Below are 13,794 nucleotides of genomic sequence, written 5' to 3' on the forward strand. Positions count from 1 at the left end.
CCTTATTACTACCCCGGCGCCGGGGTTTGGCGGCGCTTTATCAAGGAGGACCATGTCCTGTCTCTGCATACTCAGGCGGGTTTGCCCGCCGACGATGGGGCCACGGTGATGGCCCAGTCTCAGCCAATCAGCGAAAAGCTGCTTGAGCGCGTTCTTTCCTCTCTTTCCGACGACAAGGCCGAAGACGTCGTTCAGATCGATCTGCGCGGAAAATCCTCGGTGGCCGACTACATGGTCATCGCGTCGGGCCGGTCGACTCGACAGGTGTCGGCGATGTCGGAAAAGCTGACGGATCGCATCAAGCAGGAATTCGGGTTCACCTCGAAGGTCGAAGGCAAGGATGCCGGCGACTGGGTACTGATCGATACGGGCGATGTGATCGTCCATATCTTCCGCCCCGAAGTGCGCGAATTCTACCAGCTGGAAAAGATGTGGCTGCCTCAGGGCGGTAGCGCCTCGGCCAACTGAGGCGCCATCCCGGCCCGTATTGAAGGGTCGGCGGCGAGAGCGACATGCGTATCAGCATTTGTGCGGTCGGGCGATTGCGCGCCGGACCGGAAAAAACCCTGCTTGACGACTATCTGACCCGTTTCGACCGGACCGGCCGCGGCCTGGGTTTGGGGCCTGCGCGCGTGATCGAGGTCGAAGACAAGAGGAACGCCGGTATGGGCGCCGAGGCCGCCTTGCTGCGCAAGGCGCTGCCCGGCGGGGCGGTGATCTGCACATTGGACGAGCGCGGAAAGGTGATGTCGTCACCCGATTTCGCGCAGAAGCTGGCCGGGTGGCGTGACATGGGCCGGCAGGATCTGGCCTTTGTCATCGGCGGCGCCGACGGGATCGACCCGGAGCTACGGACCGAAGCCGATTTCTCGATCTCTTTCGGCGCGATGGTCTGGCCGCATATGCTGGTCCGGGTGATGCTGTCGGAACAACTCTATCGTGCCGCGACGATCCTGTCGGGCGGCCCGTATCACCGGGCCTGACCGCTGTGGCCCGTCTACTGATCGTCTACCATTCGCGCACCGGCGGCAGCCGACAGATGGCCGAGGCGGCCGCACAGGCGGCCAGCGCCGAGGCCGAGGTCAGCCTGAAGCCCGCCGCGCAGGCGGGGTCCGACGATCTGTTGGCGGCCGACGGATACGTCTTTTGCGCGCCCGAGAACTTGGCGGCGCTGTCAGGCGTCATGAAGGATTTCTTCGACCGCTGCTACTACCCGGTTCTGGGCAGGATCGAGGGGCGGCCCTATGCGCAGATGATCTGCGCCGGGTCCGACGGTCAGAACGCGGCGCGGCAACTGGCGCGCATCACCACCGGTTGGCGCCTGAAAGAGGTGCAGCCGCCCCTCATTGTCTGCACCCATGCCCAGACGCCCGAGGCGATATTGGCGGAAAAGACCATCCCCGAGGATGAACTGGACAAATGCCGCGAGATCGGCGCCGCGCTTGGCGCCGGGCTGTCGCTGGGCGTGTTCTGACGATTATTCCAACATCACAAGCGTGGTGTCCGCGTTCCAGCCATCGACACTGCACCGGGCCTGCACCTGAACCTGGCTCGCGCCTTCGGGGATCGCGACTCCGCCCAGCGACCGGGTAAAGGGCTGCTCGGTCTCGTGCGGGTGATGCAGCACTCGCATCCCCAACTCGGTCCCGTCCATTGCCAGAACGCGCCAGCCATCGGCATAGTGGTCCCACCCGGTATCGGGATGGCGGATGGTCACGTCGAATCGCCAGGTCTTACCCGTGCGCGTCGCGGTGACATTTTCGACCGTCGGCGGGTCGGCGAGGGCTGGGGCGGCCAGAAACAGGCAGGGGATCAAGTGTCGCATCTCGCCAGTCTAGGGTCTGATCGGGCGGGGCGCGATCACGTCTGCGTGTCCGGCGGCAGGCTCAGCAGGATTGCTCGGGAATGCGAGGCAAACTCGCGCCGGTACAGGACTCCCAGCGTCAGAAGCGTGCCGATGATCAGCGCGATTGGGCCCAGGATCCAGGCCAGCGAAGCCAGCGCGAAATAGGTGGCGCGCAGGGCGCGGTTGAAGCTGCGCGCGGCGGTCACGCAGATCTCGGCCGCCTGCGCCGCGCGGGGATAGGCCTGCGGATCCTCGGGGTCGTTCGGCACCGCCGCCATCAGCACCGCGCAGTAGCCGAACAACCGGTGCGCCCAGACGTATTTCAGAAAGGCATTCGACAAAAACAGCAGCACGGTCAGGATCTTGACCTCCCACACCATGGCCGGCGCGCTGCCGATGGCCAGATCCTTGGCGACGCCCGACAGCCGTTCGGTATTGCCCAGAAGGGCCAAACCGCCCCCGATGGCGATCATTGTGGTCGAGGCAAAGAACGTGCTGCCCTGACGCATCGTGCCCACGACCTGGGCGTCGAACATGCGGGGCTGGCGGGTCACCATTTCGCGCATCCAGCAGCGGCGGAATTCGTCCATCATCACCGCGACCGAGCGCTTGCCGGGCGCGGGGTTCTCGATCCGCCAGCCGATCCATTGCCAGGCGATCAGCAACAACAGGATGGCGGCGTAGTCCAGAGGCGAAAACAGCAGGGCGCGTTCGGTCAATGTCATGGCGCGACAGTACGTCCGACGAAGGCAACTTGCCAGATGTAGAAATTGGTAATATTATTTTACCAAACTGGAGGACCCGCCATGGACATGCCAAAGCCCAACCTCGACGTTCTGGCCCGCAAGGCTAACGTGCTTGCCCGTCTGCGGCAGGTCCTGCCCGAAGACGCCATCATCGCGGACCCGGCCGAAACCCGCGCCTATGAGTGCGACGCCCTGACCGCCTACAAATGCGCGCCGATGATCGCGGTTCTGCCGTCCTCGACGCAGGAGGTCTCGGACATTCTGCGCATCTGCCATGACGAAGGCGTGCCGGTCGTGCCGCGCGGGGCTGGGACCTCGCTGGCCGGTGGGGCGCTGCCCACCGCCGATTGCGTGATCCTGGGCGTGGCCCGCATGAACGAGGTGCTTGAGGTCGACTATGACAACCGCTTCATCCGCGTGCAGACCGGCCGCACCAATCTAAGCGTCACCGGCGCGGTCGAGGAGCAGGATTTCTTCTATGCGCCCGATCCGTCGTCGCAGCTGGCCTGCGCCATCGCGGGCAATATCGCGATGAATTCGGGCGGGGCGCATTGCCTGAAATACGGCGTGACCACCAACAACCTGCTGGGCGTGACCATGGTGCTGATGGATGGCCGCGTGGTCGAGATCGGCGGCGCGCATCTGGATTCCGGCGGGCTGGACCTGTTGGGCGTGATCTGCGGCTCGGAAGGGCAGCTGGGGGTCGTCACCGAGGCGACGCTGCGCATCCTGCGCAAGCCCGAGGGCGCGCGCCCGGTTCTGATGGGCTTTGATGACAATGCGGTGGCGGGCGAATGCGTTTCGGACATTATCAAGTCGGGTATCCTGCCCGTGGCGATCGAGTTCATGGACCGGCTGTGCATCGAGGCCTGCGAGAACTTTGCCCATGCCGGCTATCCGAACTGCGAAGCGCTGCTGATCGTCGAGGTCGAAGGCTCGGACGCCGAGATTGACAGCCAGTTGGCCAAGATCATCGAGATCGCCAAACGCCACAACCCGGTCGAGCTGCGCGAAAGCCAGTCGGCCGAGGAAAGTGCCCGCATCTGGCTGGGCCGGAAATCGGCCTTTGGTGCGATGGGGCAGATCAATGACTATATGTGCCTGGACGGCACGATCCCGGTGTCGGCCCTGCCGGAGGTGCTGCGCCGCATCGGTGAACTGAGCAATGAGTTTGGCCTACCCGTGGGTAACGTGTTCCACGCCGGCGACGGCAACATGCACCCGCTGATCCTGTTCGATGCGAACAAGCCCGGCGATCTGGAAAAATGCGAGGCCTTCGGGGCCGAGATCCTGAAACTGTGCGTGGATGCGGGCGGCTGCCTGACCGGCGAGCATGGGGTGGGCATCGAGAAGCGCGACCTGATGCATCATCAATACGCGCCTCAGGACCTTGAGGCGCAGATGGCCGTCAAGGACGTGTTCGACCCGAAATGGCTGCTGAACCCCGCCAAGGTGTTCCCGCTGGATGCCAGCGCGGACCGACGCGTCGTGCCGATGGCGGCGGAATGAATCCCAAGACAGAACGGACCTCGCAATGAGACCTGAATCAGAGTCTGAACTGGCCGAAATCGTGACCGGCCTGAACGAACCGATACGCGTTCTCGGTGGCGGCACGCGCGGTGTGACCAGCCCCGACCGGGTGCTGGGCACCGAGGGGCTGCGCGGGATCACCCTGTACGAGCCCGGGGCGCTGACGCTTGTTGCGCAGGCCGGAACGCCGCTGGCCGAGATCGAGGCGGCATTGGAGGCCGAAGGCCAGCAACTGGCATTCGAGCCGATGGACCATCGCGGCCTGCTGGGGTCCTCGGGCGCGCCCACGATCGGCGGTGTCGTGGCCGCCAACGTCTCGGGGCCGCGCCGGATCCAGGCCGGGGCCTGCCGCGATTTCCTGTTGGGCGTGCGCTTTGTCGACGGGCGAGGGCAGATCATCAAGAATGGCGGCCGGGTGATGAAGAACGTCACCGGCTATGACCTGGTCAAGCTGATGGCCGGGTCCTGGGGCACGCTGGGCGTGCTGACCGAGGTGTCGCTGAAGGTGCTGCCCAAACCCGAGGCCAGCGCGACGCTGGCCGTACCCGCTAAGGACGCCGCGACTGCGGTTCGCATCCTGTCTGAGGCGCTGAAATCACCCTTTGAGGTCACCGGAGCAGCCTATGATCCGCAGCAGCAGCGCGCCTTGATCCGGATCGAGGGGTTTGCGGAATCGGTCTCGTATCGCACCGGGCGCCTGCAGGACCTGCTGGGCCAGTTCGGCGCGGTTGATTTGGTCGAGCCATCGGCCGAGCTGTGGCAGAGGATCCGCGATGCGGTCGATTTTGCCGACACGCCAGGCGATGTCTGGCGGATCTCGGTCAAACCCGGGGATGCGCCCGAAATCGCCGCGCGGGCCGAGGCCGGCCGGACCTTGTTCGACTGGGGCGGAGGGCTGATCTGGGCGCTGGTGCCCGCAGGCACCGACCTGCGCGCGCGCATTGGCCCGTTTTCTGGCCACGCCACGCTGGTGCGGGCCGGGGCCGATACCCTTGCCCGGCTGGGCCGGTTCCAGCCGGAACCGCAGGGTATTGCGGCTCTGACACAGGGGATTCGACAGAAATTCGACCCGCGCGGCATGTTCAACCCCGGGCTGATGGGATAGGGCGATGCAGACCACATTCACCGAAGACCAGTTGAAAGACCCCGGCACCCGTCGCGCAAACGAGATTTTGCGCAACTGCGTGCATTGCGGGTTCTGCACCGCCACCTGCCCGACCTATCAGGTGTTGGGCGACGAATTGGACAGCCCCCGCGGGCGCATCTATCTGATCAAGGACATGCTGGAAAACGAGCGTGTGCCGGATGAAAAGACCGTCAAGCATATCGACCGCTGCCTGTCCTGCCTGGCCTGCATGACGACCTGCCCGTCGGGCGTGCATTACATGCATCTGGTCGATCACGCCCGTGAATATATCGAAAACCGCTACAAGCGACCCTTCTCGGACCGGGCGTTGCGGTGGGTTCTGGCACGGATCCTGCCCTATCCGATGCGGTTCCGCTGGGCGCTGATCGGGGCCAAGCTGGGGCGGCCGTTCCGCTTTCTGATGCCCGACGCGCGCCTGAAGGCGATGCTGGACATGGCGCCGAAACACATCCCGCCGGTCAGCCGCAATGACGACCCCCAAAGCTTTGCGCCCAAGGGGCAGGTGATCAAACGCGTGGCTCTGATGACGGGCTGTGCGCAAAAAGCGCTGAACACCGACATCAACGATGCCACGATCCGCCTGCTGACCCGGCTGGGCTGCGAGGTCGTTGTGGCCGAGGGCGCCGGCTGTTGCGGGGCGTTGACCCATCACATGGGCAAGACCCGCGAAAGCCATGACACCGCCGCCGCAAATATCCGCGCATGGACGCGCGAGATGGACGGCAAGGGATTGGATGCGATCGTCATCAACACCTCGGGCTGCGGCACCACCGTCAAGGATTATGGGCACATGTTCCGCAACGACCCGCTGGCCGAGGACGCGGCGCGGGTGTCGGGCATTGCCATGGATGTCAGCGAAATCCTGATGCAGCTAGACTTGCCGCAGGGCGACGACAAGGGGCTGACGGTGGCCTATCACGCGGCCTGCTCGCTGCAACACGGGCAGCAGATCAAAACCTATCCCAAGGATCTGCTGAAAAAGGCGGGGTTCATGGTGGTCGAACCCGTCGACAGCCACCTGTGCTGTGGCAGCGCGGGCACCTACAACCTGATGCAGCCCGAGATCTCGGCCAAGCTGAAACAGCGCAAGGTGCGCACGTTGGAGGCCAAGAACCCCGATCTGATCGCGGCCGGGAACATCGGCTGCATGATGCAGATCGGGTCGGGCACCCGACTGCCCGTCGTGCATACGGTCGAGCTGTTGGATTGGGCCACGGGCGGGCCTCGGCCTCCCGCGCTGGATCGGGCCGGACAGCCTGCGGATACGGTGCCGATCCTGCGGTGAGCGGGCCTGGTGCGCCGGCGCATCAGTCGATGGAGGAATCGCCGTGGCTCGGCCCTGCCCTATTTTCGCCAAACGCGGCGCGTACCACCATGGCCCGAAACCAAATAGCCGGAGAACCGCGTGCGCAGATGGATAAGGGCGATTGCGCTGTGTGTCTTGCCGATGGCGGCCATGGCGCAGGATACCGGGCTGCAAAGCCTCGAGACCTCGGAGGCGGGGCGCGACTGGATGGCGGTCGGGCGGCTGGACATCGACGGCACCGGGTTCTGCACCGGTGCGCTGATTTCCCCGACTCTTGTCCTGACTGCGGCGCATTGCCTGTTCGACAAGGCCACGCGCCAACGTATCGACCCGTCGCGAATTGAGTTTCTGGCCGGTTGGCGGCGGGGACGGGCCTCGGCCTATCGTGCGGCGCGGCAGGCGGTAATCCACCCCGATTATGACTATGACGGCAGGGCCACCGTCACCCGTGTGCGCCATGACATCGCGCTGATCGAGCTGTGGCAGCCCATCCGCAACACCGCTGTCATTCCGTTCGAGACCGGCTATCGCCCGTCGCGCGGCGAGGACGTCGGTGTCGTGTCCTATGCGCATGACCGTGCCGAGGCCCCCTCGCTGCAGGAGGTCTGCTCGGTCATGGCGCGGCAATCCGGGGTTCTGGTGATGTCCTGCGATGTGGATTTCGGCGCCTCAGGGGCGCCGATCTTTTCCTTCTCGGGCGATCACCCACGCATCGTGTCGGTCGTTTCAGCCAAGGCCGAACTGGAAGGAAAGCGCGTGGCGCTGGGCACGGCGTTGGAAGAGTCGCTTGAGGTATTGCAGGCGGAACTGTCCGCGGGGCGGGGCTTTGGCCTGTCGGGCAGCGCGGCGGGCGCGGGCAAGAACCTGGGCGCAAGGTTCGTGCGGCCATGATCGGGGCGATTTTCAGGGCAGCGCTTTGCCTGGGTGTCCTGGCAGGCGCCGCGCTGGCCCAGGACAGCGGCAAACGCCGCCTGACCGACCGCGACGACCTGTACGGCTGGGAGGCGATCGGGCGCCTGGATATCGGAACCCGGTCGTTCTGCACCGGAACCTTGATCGCGCAGGATCTGGTGCTGACCGCAGCCCACTGCGCGATGGACCGAACCACCGGGCAGCCCTATGCGCCGGGCGAGGTCACGTTTCGCGCGGGCCTCAGCAATGGCCACGCGCTGGCCGAACGCAAGGTGGTGCAGATCGCCGCGCATCCCGACTATGACCCCAAGGCGGGCCTGTCGCCGGAAAGCGTGCGCGCCGACGTGGCCCTGATGCGGCTGGAAGAGCCCATCCCCTATGGCATCGCCAACCCCTTTGCCCTGCACAGCGGCCGGGTGGCCGGAAACGAGATCAGCATCGCATCCTATGGCCGTGGCCGGTCCGAGGCGATCACGCGCGAGCGGTCCTGCCGGATCCTCGAGCGGCGGCAGGGCCTGATCACCTTCAACTGCGACATCACCTTCGGATCGTCCGGGTCGGCCATTCTGGCCCGCAACGGGCCGCGCTGGCAGATCCTGTCGGTCGTTTCGGCCGTGGGCAACGACGGTCGAGGCAAGGTCGGCTTTGGAATGGAGTTGTCGGGGATCGTGACGGACCTGAAGGCGATCCTGCGGCGTGATGCGCCGCAGCCCAAGGCATCGATCAAGCGGCTGCAGGTCGGCTCGGGCAAATCCGACTCGGGCGCGAAATTCATCCGCCCGGGCGGGTCTTGAACCGCGCCGAACCGCTTCCCATCTCATGTCTGGCGGGCCGCCATATCGGGGCCCGTTGAACATCACCGCCCGTCCGGATGGAGGGCAAATCGTAGATCGCTCTGACATGAGGATGACGACAATGCGCAGTTTTGATTTTGCACCGTTGCATCGTGCAACCATCGGCTTTGATCAGATCGCCGATATCATGGACCGGGTTCTGACCAGCGAAGTGTCACAACCCAGCTATCCCCCCTACAACATCGAAAAGACCGATGCCGACACCTATCGCATCTCGCTGGCCGTCGCCGGTTTTGGCGAAGATGACCTATCGGTCGAAGTGAAGGAAAACGCGTTGGTCGTGGCCGGCAAGAAGGCCGCTGACGACAAGGAGCGTACCTATCTGCACCGTGGCATCGCCACCCGTGCCTTCGAACGCCGTTTCGCCTTGGCCGATCATGTCCGCGTAACCGGCGCCAGCCTAGAAAACGGTATGCTGCATATCGACCTGAAACGCGAGGTGCCGGAGGCGCTGAAGCCGCGCCGGATCGCGATCACCTCGGCCAAGGCCATCGAAAAGGACGTGGTCGACGCCAAGCCCGTGAACTGAGGCGGCAACCGACCGATCCGATAATCGCTTCCTCCCTCGATTATCGCCAGCCCCGCGTTCCTTCGGAGCGTGGGGTTTTTCGATTGTCGGAAGAAAAAGGGCGCCTCCGGGCGCCCTTCGTGTCATGGCCGGTTCGGTCAGACCGCCATGCAGATGTATTTCATCTCGAGATATTCGTCGATGCCGTGATGGCTGCCTTCACGGCCCAGGCCGGATTGCTTGACGCCGCCGAACGGCCCCAGTTCCGAGCTGATGATACCGGTGTTGATGCCGACGATGCCGTATTCCAGCGCCTCGGCCACCTTGTACACGCGGCTCAGATCCTTGGCGTAGAAATACGAGGCGAGGCCGAAGATCGTGTCATTGGCCATCGCGATCACCTCGTCCTCGTCCTCGAATTTGAACAGGGGCGCCAGCGGGCCAAAGGTCTCTTCCTGCGCGACCTTCATGTCCTGGGTCACGTTGGTGATGATCGTGGGCTGAAAGAAGGTGCCGCCCAGATCGTGCGGCAGGCCACCGGTCAGGATCGCGCCGCCATTGGCCTTGGCGTCGGCGATGTGCTCCTGCACCTTTGCCACCGCCTCGTCGCTGATCAGCGGACCGGTCGTTGTTCCTTCGGACAGGCCGTCGCCGATTTTCAATGCCTCAACCGCGGCCTTGAGCTTGGCGGCAAAGGCGTCATAGACACCGGCCTGCACATAGATGCGGTTGGCGCAGACGCAGGTCTGGCCGTTGTTGCGGAACTTGCATAGCATCGCGCCTTCGACGGCGGCATCCAGATCGGCGTCGTCGAACACGATGAACGGTGCGTTGCCGCCCAGTTCCATCGAGCATTTCATGACCTGGTCCGCGGCCTGGCGCAGCAGGATCCGGCCCACCTCGGTCGAGCCGGTAAAGGTCAGCTTGCGCACACCGGGGTTCTCGCAGAACTCCTTGCCGATCTCGCTGGCCTGCGTCGAGGGGACCACGTTGAACACGCCCGCCGGAATGCCGGCCTGTTCGGCCAGCAGCGCCAGCACCAGCGCCGACAGGGGCGTTTCGGTGGCCGGGCGCGCGACAAAGGCGCAGCCGGCGGCCAGTGCCGGGCCTGCCTTGCGCGTGATCATCGCGTTGGGGAAGTTCCACGGCGTGATCGAGGCCGCCACCCCGATCGGCTGTTTCAGCACCATGATCCGTTTGTCGCGCTGATGGCCGGGGATGGTCTCGCCATAGACCCGCTTGGCCTCTTCGCCGAAGAATTCGATGAAAGAAGCGCCATAGGCGATCTCGCCCACCGCCTCGGCCAGAGGTTTGCCCTGTTCGGCGGTCAGGATCTTGCCAAGGTCCTCGGCGTTTTCCATCATCAGGTCGAACCACCGGCGCAGGATCGCGGCGCGTTCCTTGCCGGTCAGCTTGGCCCATTCCTTCTGTGCCGCCTCGGCCTGGGCGATTGCGCCAGCCACCTGGGCGCGGCTGACATCCGCGACTTCGGCGATCACGTCGCCGCGGGCCGGGTTGGTGACAACAAAGGTGCCGTTGTCACCATCGACCCATTGACCGCCGATATAGGCCTTGGTGACCAAAAGGTCGGGGTTCTTCAACAGCGATTTCAGGTCGGTCGTGGTGTCCAGCATGGGGCGGTCTCCGGCGCAGGGATAGGGTTTGCGCATACCCAAACAGGTGGCGCTGGTCATGTCTAGCGCCACCGGCACGAGTCGATCAATCCAGATTTGATCAAAAATACGAATTCAGTGCGGCGTACGGAACCGCGAAATGCGGTGGACAATGCCGGATCGGGTGCTGCACAGTTCGTTCGGGAGCCGAGGGGACAGGCGGCCTGGTGTCGGCACGGGTTGCGGGCGGGAAAGTGTGAAATGATCGGAGCTTTGCGCCTGTTTGTCGGTCTGCTCGTGGTACAGACGATTGCTTATACGGTGCTGTCGCTGTATGCGCGACGGGCCCGTCGACGCAAGCTTGAGGAAAGGTGGGACGAAAAGGGAAAGACGGGCGGCAAGGAGGCTTTCGTCGAACGTGGACTGAGGGCCTATGACAGGTCTTTCCGCCGCAAATTGATCCTCGGCGTCTATATTGTACCCTGGGTCGCCATCGCTTCCGTAATCTATGTCGTGAACTACTTGTGAGGTCTTGGGAATGGTTTATGCCAAATGGGCAATCATCGTGGTTTTTTGGGCCACTGTCGGCGCCATTCTTCACTATGCCCTGCCGCAGCATGACATCGTGCGCATCGTGAACACCTATGAAGAGCGGCAGGATCTGAACGATTGGACACGCATGTTCTGGTCCGAGCCAGAGGATCAATCTACCAACCTCTCGAGCAGGGATGTCCAGTTCATTCAGGCCGTGCGGGCGAACGGCAGGCCGATCGTCTACCGAAATGAGGACACCGGGTGGGGGTGGCCGCCCTATTTCAAGTTCGATACCGCGAACCTGTATACCGAAGCCAATGATGCGATTTCTTCAAAGGACGATCCGGAATGGGTCGTCGTGACCCACTACGGATGGCGGAACGAGTTTCTTACGATCTTTCCGAATGCCATCTCGATCAAAGATGTCGAAGGCCCCGACGTGCGGATCATCCCCTGGTTCAACATTGTCTTCCTGACAGTCTTCTTTGGCCTCGTTTGGGCAATCTGGGTACGCTGGCGGCGGTTCCGCGAAGCGCGGATAGACCCTTTTCTTGAGCAAGCCGAGGATGGGCTTTACGCCGTGGGCGACGCGATCGAGGAACGGCGTTCCGGCCTGCGTCGCTGGTGGGAGGGGCGGAAATCGAAATAGGGTTCGATCAGTCCAGCGGTGTCGGCGCGACAGGAAAACCGGCAGAGTTCATCTGACAACGAATTCGGCATGGAGCGCGCCCGCGGCCTTGATCGTTTTCAGAATGTCGATCATGTCGCGCGGTGAAACGCCCAGCGCGTTCAGACCCGCGACCACCTCTGATAAAGTGGTCGCCTCGGGAATCTCGGCCAAGCTAGTGCCTTCCTCTTCCTCAAGCCCGGCAACGGTGCGCGGAACCACGACCGTCCGACCCTCGGCGAAGGGGTTGGGTTGAACGACAATCGGGGCTTCCTCGACCCGCAAGGTCAGGTTGCCCTGCGAGACGGCAACACGTGAAATGCGGACATCCTGCCCCATGACGATGGTTCCCGAACGCTGGTCCACGACGACCCGGGCCTTGGACTCGGGCTCGATCAGGATGTTTTCGATCTGACCGATCGCATGGGCGGTCGATGCGGCGCGGGTTTCGGCGATGCTCAGCTCGACGGTGCCGGAATCGCGCATGATCGCGACCGGGCGGTTGAACTCGCGGTTGATCGCCGCCTCGATGCGGCCGGCCGTCGTGAAGTCCGGCTCGCGAAGAGCAAGGCGTAGTTGCGTCAGGCCCGAGAGCTGGAAGTCGATTTCGCGTTCGACCCGGGCACCCGAGGGTATCACACCCGACGTCGGCACTCCCCGGGTGACGGATGCGGCCTCGCCCTCGGCCACAGCCCCACCGGCCAGCACCGTCCCCTGGGCCACCGCGTAGATCTGTCCGTCGGCGGCGTTCAGCGGGGTCATCACAAGGGTCCCGCCCAGAAGGCTTTTGGAATCGCCAATGGCCGAAACCGTGACATCGATTTGGCTTCCGACTCTCGAAAACGGGGGCAGTGTCGCGGTCACCAGAACCGCGGCCACGTTCTTTGGCCGAAAATCCTCGCCATTCACGTTGACGCCCAACCGTTCGAGAATGTTCGACATGATCTCTTCGGTGAACGGGGAATTGCGCAAACCGTCCCCGGTGCCGTTCAGCCCGACGACCAGGCCGTACCCCACCAGATCGTTGCCGCGCACTCCATCGAAATCGACCAGATCCTTGAGGCGCACGGCACCCGAGAATGCAACGGAAGGAAGCAGCATCAAAACAAAAGCCAGGAGTCTCATCTCAGGAAGTTCACCAGTGAAAGGTTTGAATTGCGGACGGTGACCGAATAGAGGCTCTCGAGCTGGAACTGGACGGTCTGCAACTTGGCGGCAGTTTCGTAAGGGTCCGCCGCCACGATTTCGTTTCTGGCGTACTCGAAACTGGTCTTGGCGGCCGAGTTGCGCGTCGCGGCTTGTTCGATCCGGGCCTCGACCGCGCCGACCTGGGCACGCATCGTCGTCGTATCGTCTTTTGCGTTGGCCAGATCGACCCCAAGTTCAGTGAACAAGGCGGTCTGCAGGGTCGGTGGCCAACCCAGGCTGGGATCCGAGGCCAACGCTGCCACCGCAACATCGCGCAAGGCATCGCGCATGGCTGGATCGTTTGCCGTAAACGGCAATTCGACCCTCTCGGTTTCCGAGACCTGCATCGGCGCCAATGTCGCATTCGACCCGCGGTACATGACCGCTTCGAAGCCGACTGGATCGTTGAACCAGGTCTGGGCGGCCTGGCGAATGTCGGCCAGAGTTGTCAAGCCGGCCAGTTGCGTGCGCAGCGCGCTCAGAAGGGTTTCGGCTGATTCCAGCGGCGTGGCGTCCGTGGCGATGCCGGCGAACAGGCTGCGCCCCCCGGCCCGCGTATTTAGCGCCGAGATCATGCTGTCCAGCTCATTGCGCGCCTGATCCGCGGCTTGGGCATGCGTCACGGCTTGGTTCGACGTGCCGAACGCCAGAAGAGACCTGGATACTTCGCCCAGCGAATCGCTGAATGTCGATAGGCTTAGCTGCATTGCGTCCGAGAACAGGCGGGCCTCGGAGGTGGCAACCGAGAAAGCACCCAGCTGCGCGATTTTCCGGTCTAGATCCAAAAGGTGAGAATAGTCTCCGCCGACCCGGCCGGAAATATCCGCCGCCTGGCCGGTAGACATTTCATAAGACAGCGTTTCAATCTGCGACTTGATCTCGGTGCTGCGGGTCCTAAGGGTCAGGCCGCGCGCCAGATCGCCGATGGCATTCAATGTCATGT

The 13,794-nt window shown here is 63.7% G+C and carries 16 protein-coding genes; 11 read left to right on the top strand and 5 right to left on the bottom strand.

Going from position 1 to position 13,794, the window contains the following annotated elements:
* Nucleotides 1-108 precede the first annotated feature (108 nt).
* Genes rsfS through AC2FMN_RS08720 form a run of 3 tightly spaced genes read left to right on the top strand, consistent with a single transcriptional unit; the run spans nt 109 to nt 1,474 of the window.
* Nucleotides 109-468: a ribosome silencing factor gene (rsfS, locus tag AC2FMN_RS08710; RefSeq protein ID WP_149775947.1), complete on the top strand. Its 360-nt coding sequence runs from the start codon at nt 109-111 to the stop codon at nt 466-468.
* 44 nt (nt 469-512) lie between these two features.
* Nucleotides 513-983 carry a 23S rRNA (pseudouridine(1915)-N(3))-methyltransferase RlmH gene (gene rlmH / locus AC2FMN_RS08715; protein WP_496687463.1) on the top strand — a complete coding sequence of 157 codons (471 nt, stop codon included), beginning with the start codon at nt 513-515 and terminating at the stop codon, nt 981-983.
* A gap of 5 nt (nt 984-988) precedes the next feature.
* Nucleotides 989-1,474 carry a flavodoxin family protein gene (locus tag AC2FMN_RS08720; RefSeq protein ID WP_496687465.1) on the top strand — a complete coding sequence of 162 codons (486 nt, stop codon included), beginning with the start codon at nt 989-991 and terminating at the stop codon, nt 1,472-1,474.
* A 3-nt stretch (nt 1,475-1,477) separates the two neighbouring features.
* On the opposite strand, the gene AC2FMN_RS08725 is transcribed toward AC2FMN_RS08720, so the two are convergent.
* Together AC2FMN_RS08725 and AC2FMN_RS08730 are read right to left on the bottom strand one after the other, a co-directional pair.
* The gene (locus tag AC2FMN_RS08725) at nt 1,478-1,825 is read right to left on the bottom strand and encodes a hypothetical protein (protein WP_496687467.1); all 348 of its coding nucleotides are present in this window, start codon (nt 1,823-1,825) and stop codon (nt 1,478-1,480) included.
* Nucleotides 1,826-1,860: 35 nt separating this feature from the next.
* On the bottom strand, nt 1,861-2,571 hold the full coding sequence (locus AC2FMN_RS08730) for a DUF599 domain-containing protein (protein WP_496687470.1): 711 nt from the start codon (nt 2,569-2,571) through the stop codon (nt 1,861-1,863).
* A gap of 81 nt (nt 2,572-2,652) precedes the next feature.
* On the opposite strand from AC2FMN_RS08730, the gene AC2FMN_RS08735 reads away from it, so the two are divergent.
* From AC2FMN_RS08735 to AC2FMN_RS08760, 6 genes are all read left to right on the top strand, one after another.
* Nucleotides 2,653-4,101 carry an FAD-linked oxidase C-terminal domain-containing protein gene (locus AC2FMN_RS08735; protein WP_496687473.1) on the top strand — a complete coding sequence of 483 codons (1,449 nt, stop codon included), beginning with the start codon at nt 2,653-2,655 and terminating at the stop codon, nt 4,099-4,101.
* Between the two features lie 25 nt (nt 4,102-4,126).
* Nucleotides 4,127-5,227: an FAD-binding protein gene (locus AC2FMN_RS08740; RefSeq protein WP_496687474.1), complete on the top strand. Its 1,101-nt coding sequence runs from the start codon at nt 4,127-4,129 to the stop codon at nt 5,225-5,227.
* Nucleotides 5,228-5,231: 4 nt separating this feature from the next.
* Nucleotides 5,232-6,554, top strand: coding sequence for a glycolate oxidase subunit GlcF (gene glcF, locus AC2FMN_RS08745; RefSeq protein WP_496687476.1), 1,323 nt, complete (start codon nt 5,232-5,234; stop codon nt 6,552-6,554).
* 120 nt (nt 6,555-6,674) lie between these two features.
* Nucleotides 6,675-7,466: a trypsin-like serine peptidase gene (locus AC2FMN_RS08750; protein ID WP_496680520.1), complete on the top strand. Its 792-nt coding sequence runs from the start codon at nt 6,675-6,677 to the stop codon at nt 7,464-7,466.
* Complete coding sequence (locus tag AC2FMN_RS08755) at nt 7,463-8,281, top strand: trypsin-like serine peptidase (protein WP_496687477.1); 819 nt, start codon at nt 7,463-7,465, stop codon at nt 8,279-8,281. The genes AC2FMN_RS08750 and AC2FMN_RS08755 overlap by 4 nt, the downstream gene beginning before the upstream one ends.
* Nucleotides 8,282-8,402: 121 nt before the next feature.
* Nucleotides 8,403-8,870, top strand: a complete 468-nt coding sequence (locus AC2FMN_RS08760) for an Hsp20 family protein (protein ID WP_005979400.1) — start codon at nt 8,403-8,405, stop codon at nt 8,868-8,870.
* A 137-nt stretch (nt 8,871-9,007) separates the two neighbouring features.
* Here the strand turns inward: AC2FMN_RS08760 and AC2FMN_RS08765 are convergent, their stop codons facing one another.
* Nucleotides 9,008-10,483, bottom strand: a complete 1,476-nt coding sequence (locus tag AC2FMN_RS08765; protein ID WP_496687668.1) for an NAD-dependent succinate-semialdehyde dehydrogenase — start codon at nt 10,481-10,483, stop codon at nt 9,008-9,010.
* Between the two features lie 240 nt (nt 10,484-10,723).
* Here AC2FMN_RS08765 and AC2FMN_RS08770 point away from each other — a divergent pair, with 240 nt between their 5' ends.
* Nucleotides 10,724-10,990 (top strand): hypothetical protein, encoded by a 267-nt coding sequence (locus tag AC2FMN_RS08770; RefSeq protein ID WP_496687479.1) that lies wholly within the window; start codon nt 10,724-10,726, stop codon nt 10,988-10,990.
* A gap of 10 nt (nt 10,991-11,000) precedes the next feature.
* Nucleotides 11,001-11,645: a DUF1523 family protein gene (locus tag AC2FMN_RS08775; protein WP_496687482.1), complete on the top strand. Its 645-nt coding sequence runs from the start codon at nt 11,001-11,003 to the stop codon at nt 11,643-11,645.
* Nucleotides 11,646-11,693: 48 nt separating this feature from the next.
* On the opposite strand, the gene AC2FMN_RS08780 is transcribed toward AC2FMN_RS08775, so the two are convergent.
* Nucleotides 11,694-12,788, bottom strand: coding sequence for a flagellar basal body P-ring protein FlgI (locus AC2FMN_RS08780; RefSeq protein WP_496680513.1), 1,095 nt, complete (start codon nt 12,786-12,788; stop codon nt 11,694-11,696).
* Nucleotides 12,785-13,792, bottom strand: coding sequence for a flagellin (locus AC2FMN_RS08785; protein WP_496687483.1), 1,008 nt, complete (start codon nt 13,790-13,792; stop codon nt 12,785-12,787). The genes AC2FMN_RS08780 and AC2FMN_RS08785 overlap by 4 nt, the downstream gene beginning before the upstream one ends.
* Nucleotides 13,793-13,794: the final 2 nt, after the last annotated feature.

It is taken from the genome of Ruegeria sp. BHSC037 (genome assembly GCF_059613045.1).

Coding starts and splice junctions, on each gene's coding strand:
- AC2FMN_RS08780 (WP_496680513.1), bottom strand. CDS start 12,788: ATGAGACTCCTGGCTTTTGTTTTGATGCTGCTTCCTTCCGTTGCATTC.
- AC2FMN_RS08755 (WP_496687477.1), top strand. CDS start 7,463: ATGATCGGGGCGATTTTCAGGGCAGCGCTTTGCCTGGGTGTCCTGGCA.
- AC2FMN_RS08760 (WP_005979400.1), top strand. CDS start 8,403: ATGCGCAGTTTTGATTTTGCACCGTTGCATCGTGCAACCATCGGCTTT.
- AC2FMN_RS08770 (WP_496687479.1), top strand. CDS start 10,724: ATGATCGGAGCTTTGCGCCTGTTTGTCGGTCTGCTCGTGGTACAGACG.
- AC2FMN_RS08740 (WP_496687474.1), top strand. CDS start 4,127: ATGAGACCTGAATCAGAGTCTGAACTGGCCGAAATCGTGACCGGCCTG.
- glcF (WP_496687476.1), top strand. CDS start 5,232: ATGCAGACCACATTCACCGAAGACCAGTTGAAAGACCCCGGCACCCGT.
- AC2FMN_RS08765 (WP_496687668.1), bottom strand. CDS start 10,483: ATGCTGGACACCACGACCGACCTGAAATCGCTGTTGAAGAACCCCGAC.
- rsfS (WP_149775947.1), top strand. CDS start 109: ATGGCCCAGTCTCAGCCAATCAGCGAAAAGCTGCTTGAGCGCGTTCTT.
- rlmH (WP_496687463.1), top strand. CDS start 513: ATGCGTATCAGCATTTGTGCGGTCGGGCGATTGCGCGCCGGACCGGAA.
- AC2FMN_RS08735 (WP_496687473.1), top strand. CDS start 2,653: ATGGACATGCCAAAGCCCAACCTCGACGTTCTGGCCCGCAAGGCTAAC.
- AC2FMN_RS08730 (WP_496687470.1), bottom strand. CDS start 2,571: ATGACATTGACCGAACGCGCCCTGCTGTTTTCGCCTCTGGACTACGCC.
- AC2FMN_RS08725 (WP_496687467.1), bottom strand. CDS start 1,825: ATGCGACACTTGATCCCCTGCCTGTTTCTGGCCGCCCCAGCCCTCGCC.
- AC2FMN_RS08775 (WP_496687482.1), top strand. CDS start 11,001: ATGGTTTATGCCAAATGGGCAATCATCGTGGTTTTTTGGGCCACTGTC.
- AC2FMN_RS08785 (WP_496687483.1), bottom strand. CDS start 13,792: ATGACATTGAATGCCATCGGCGATCTGGCGCGCGGCCTGACCCTTAGG.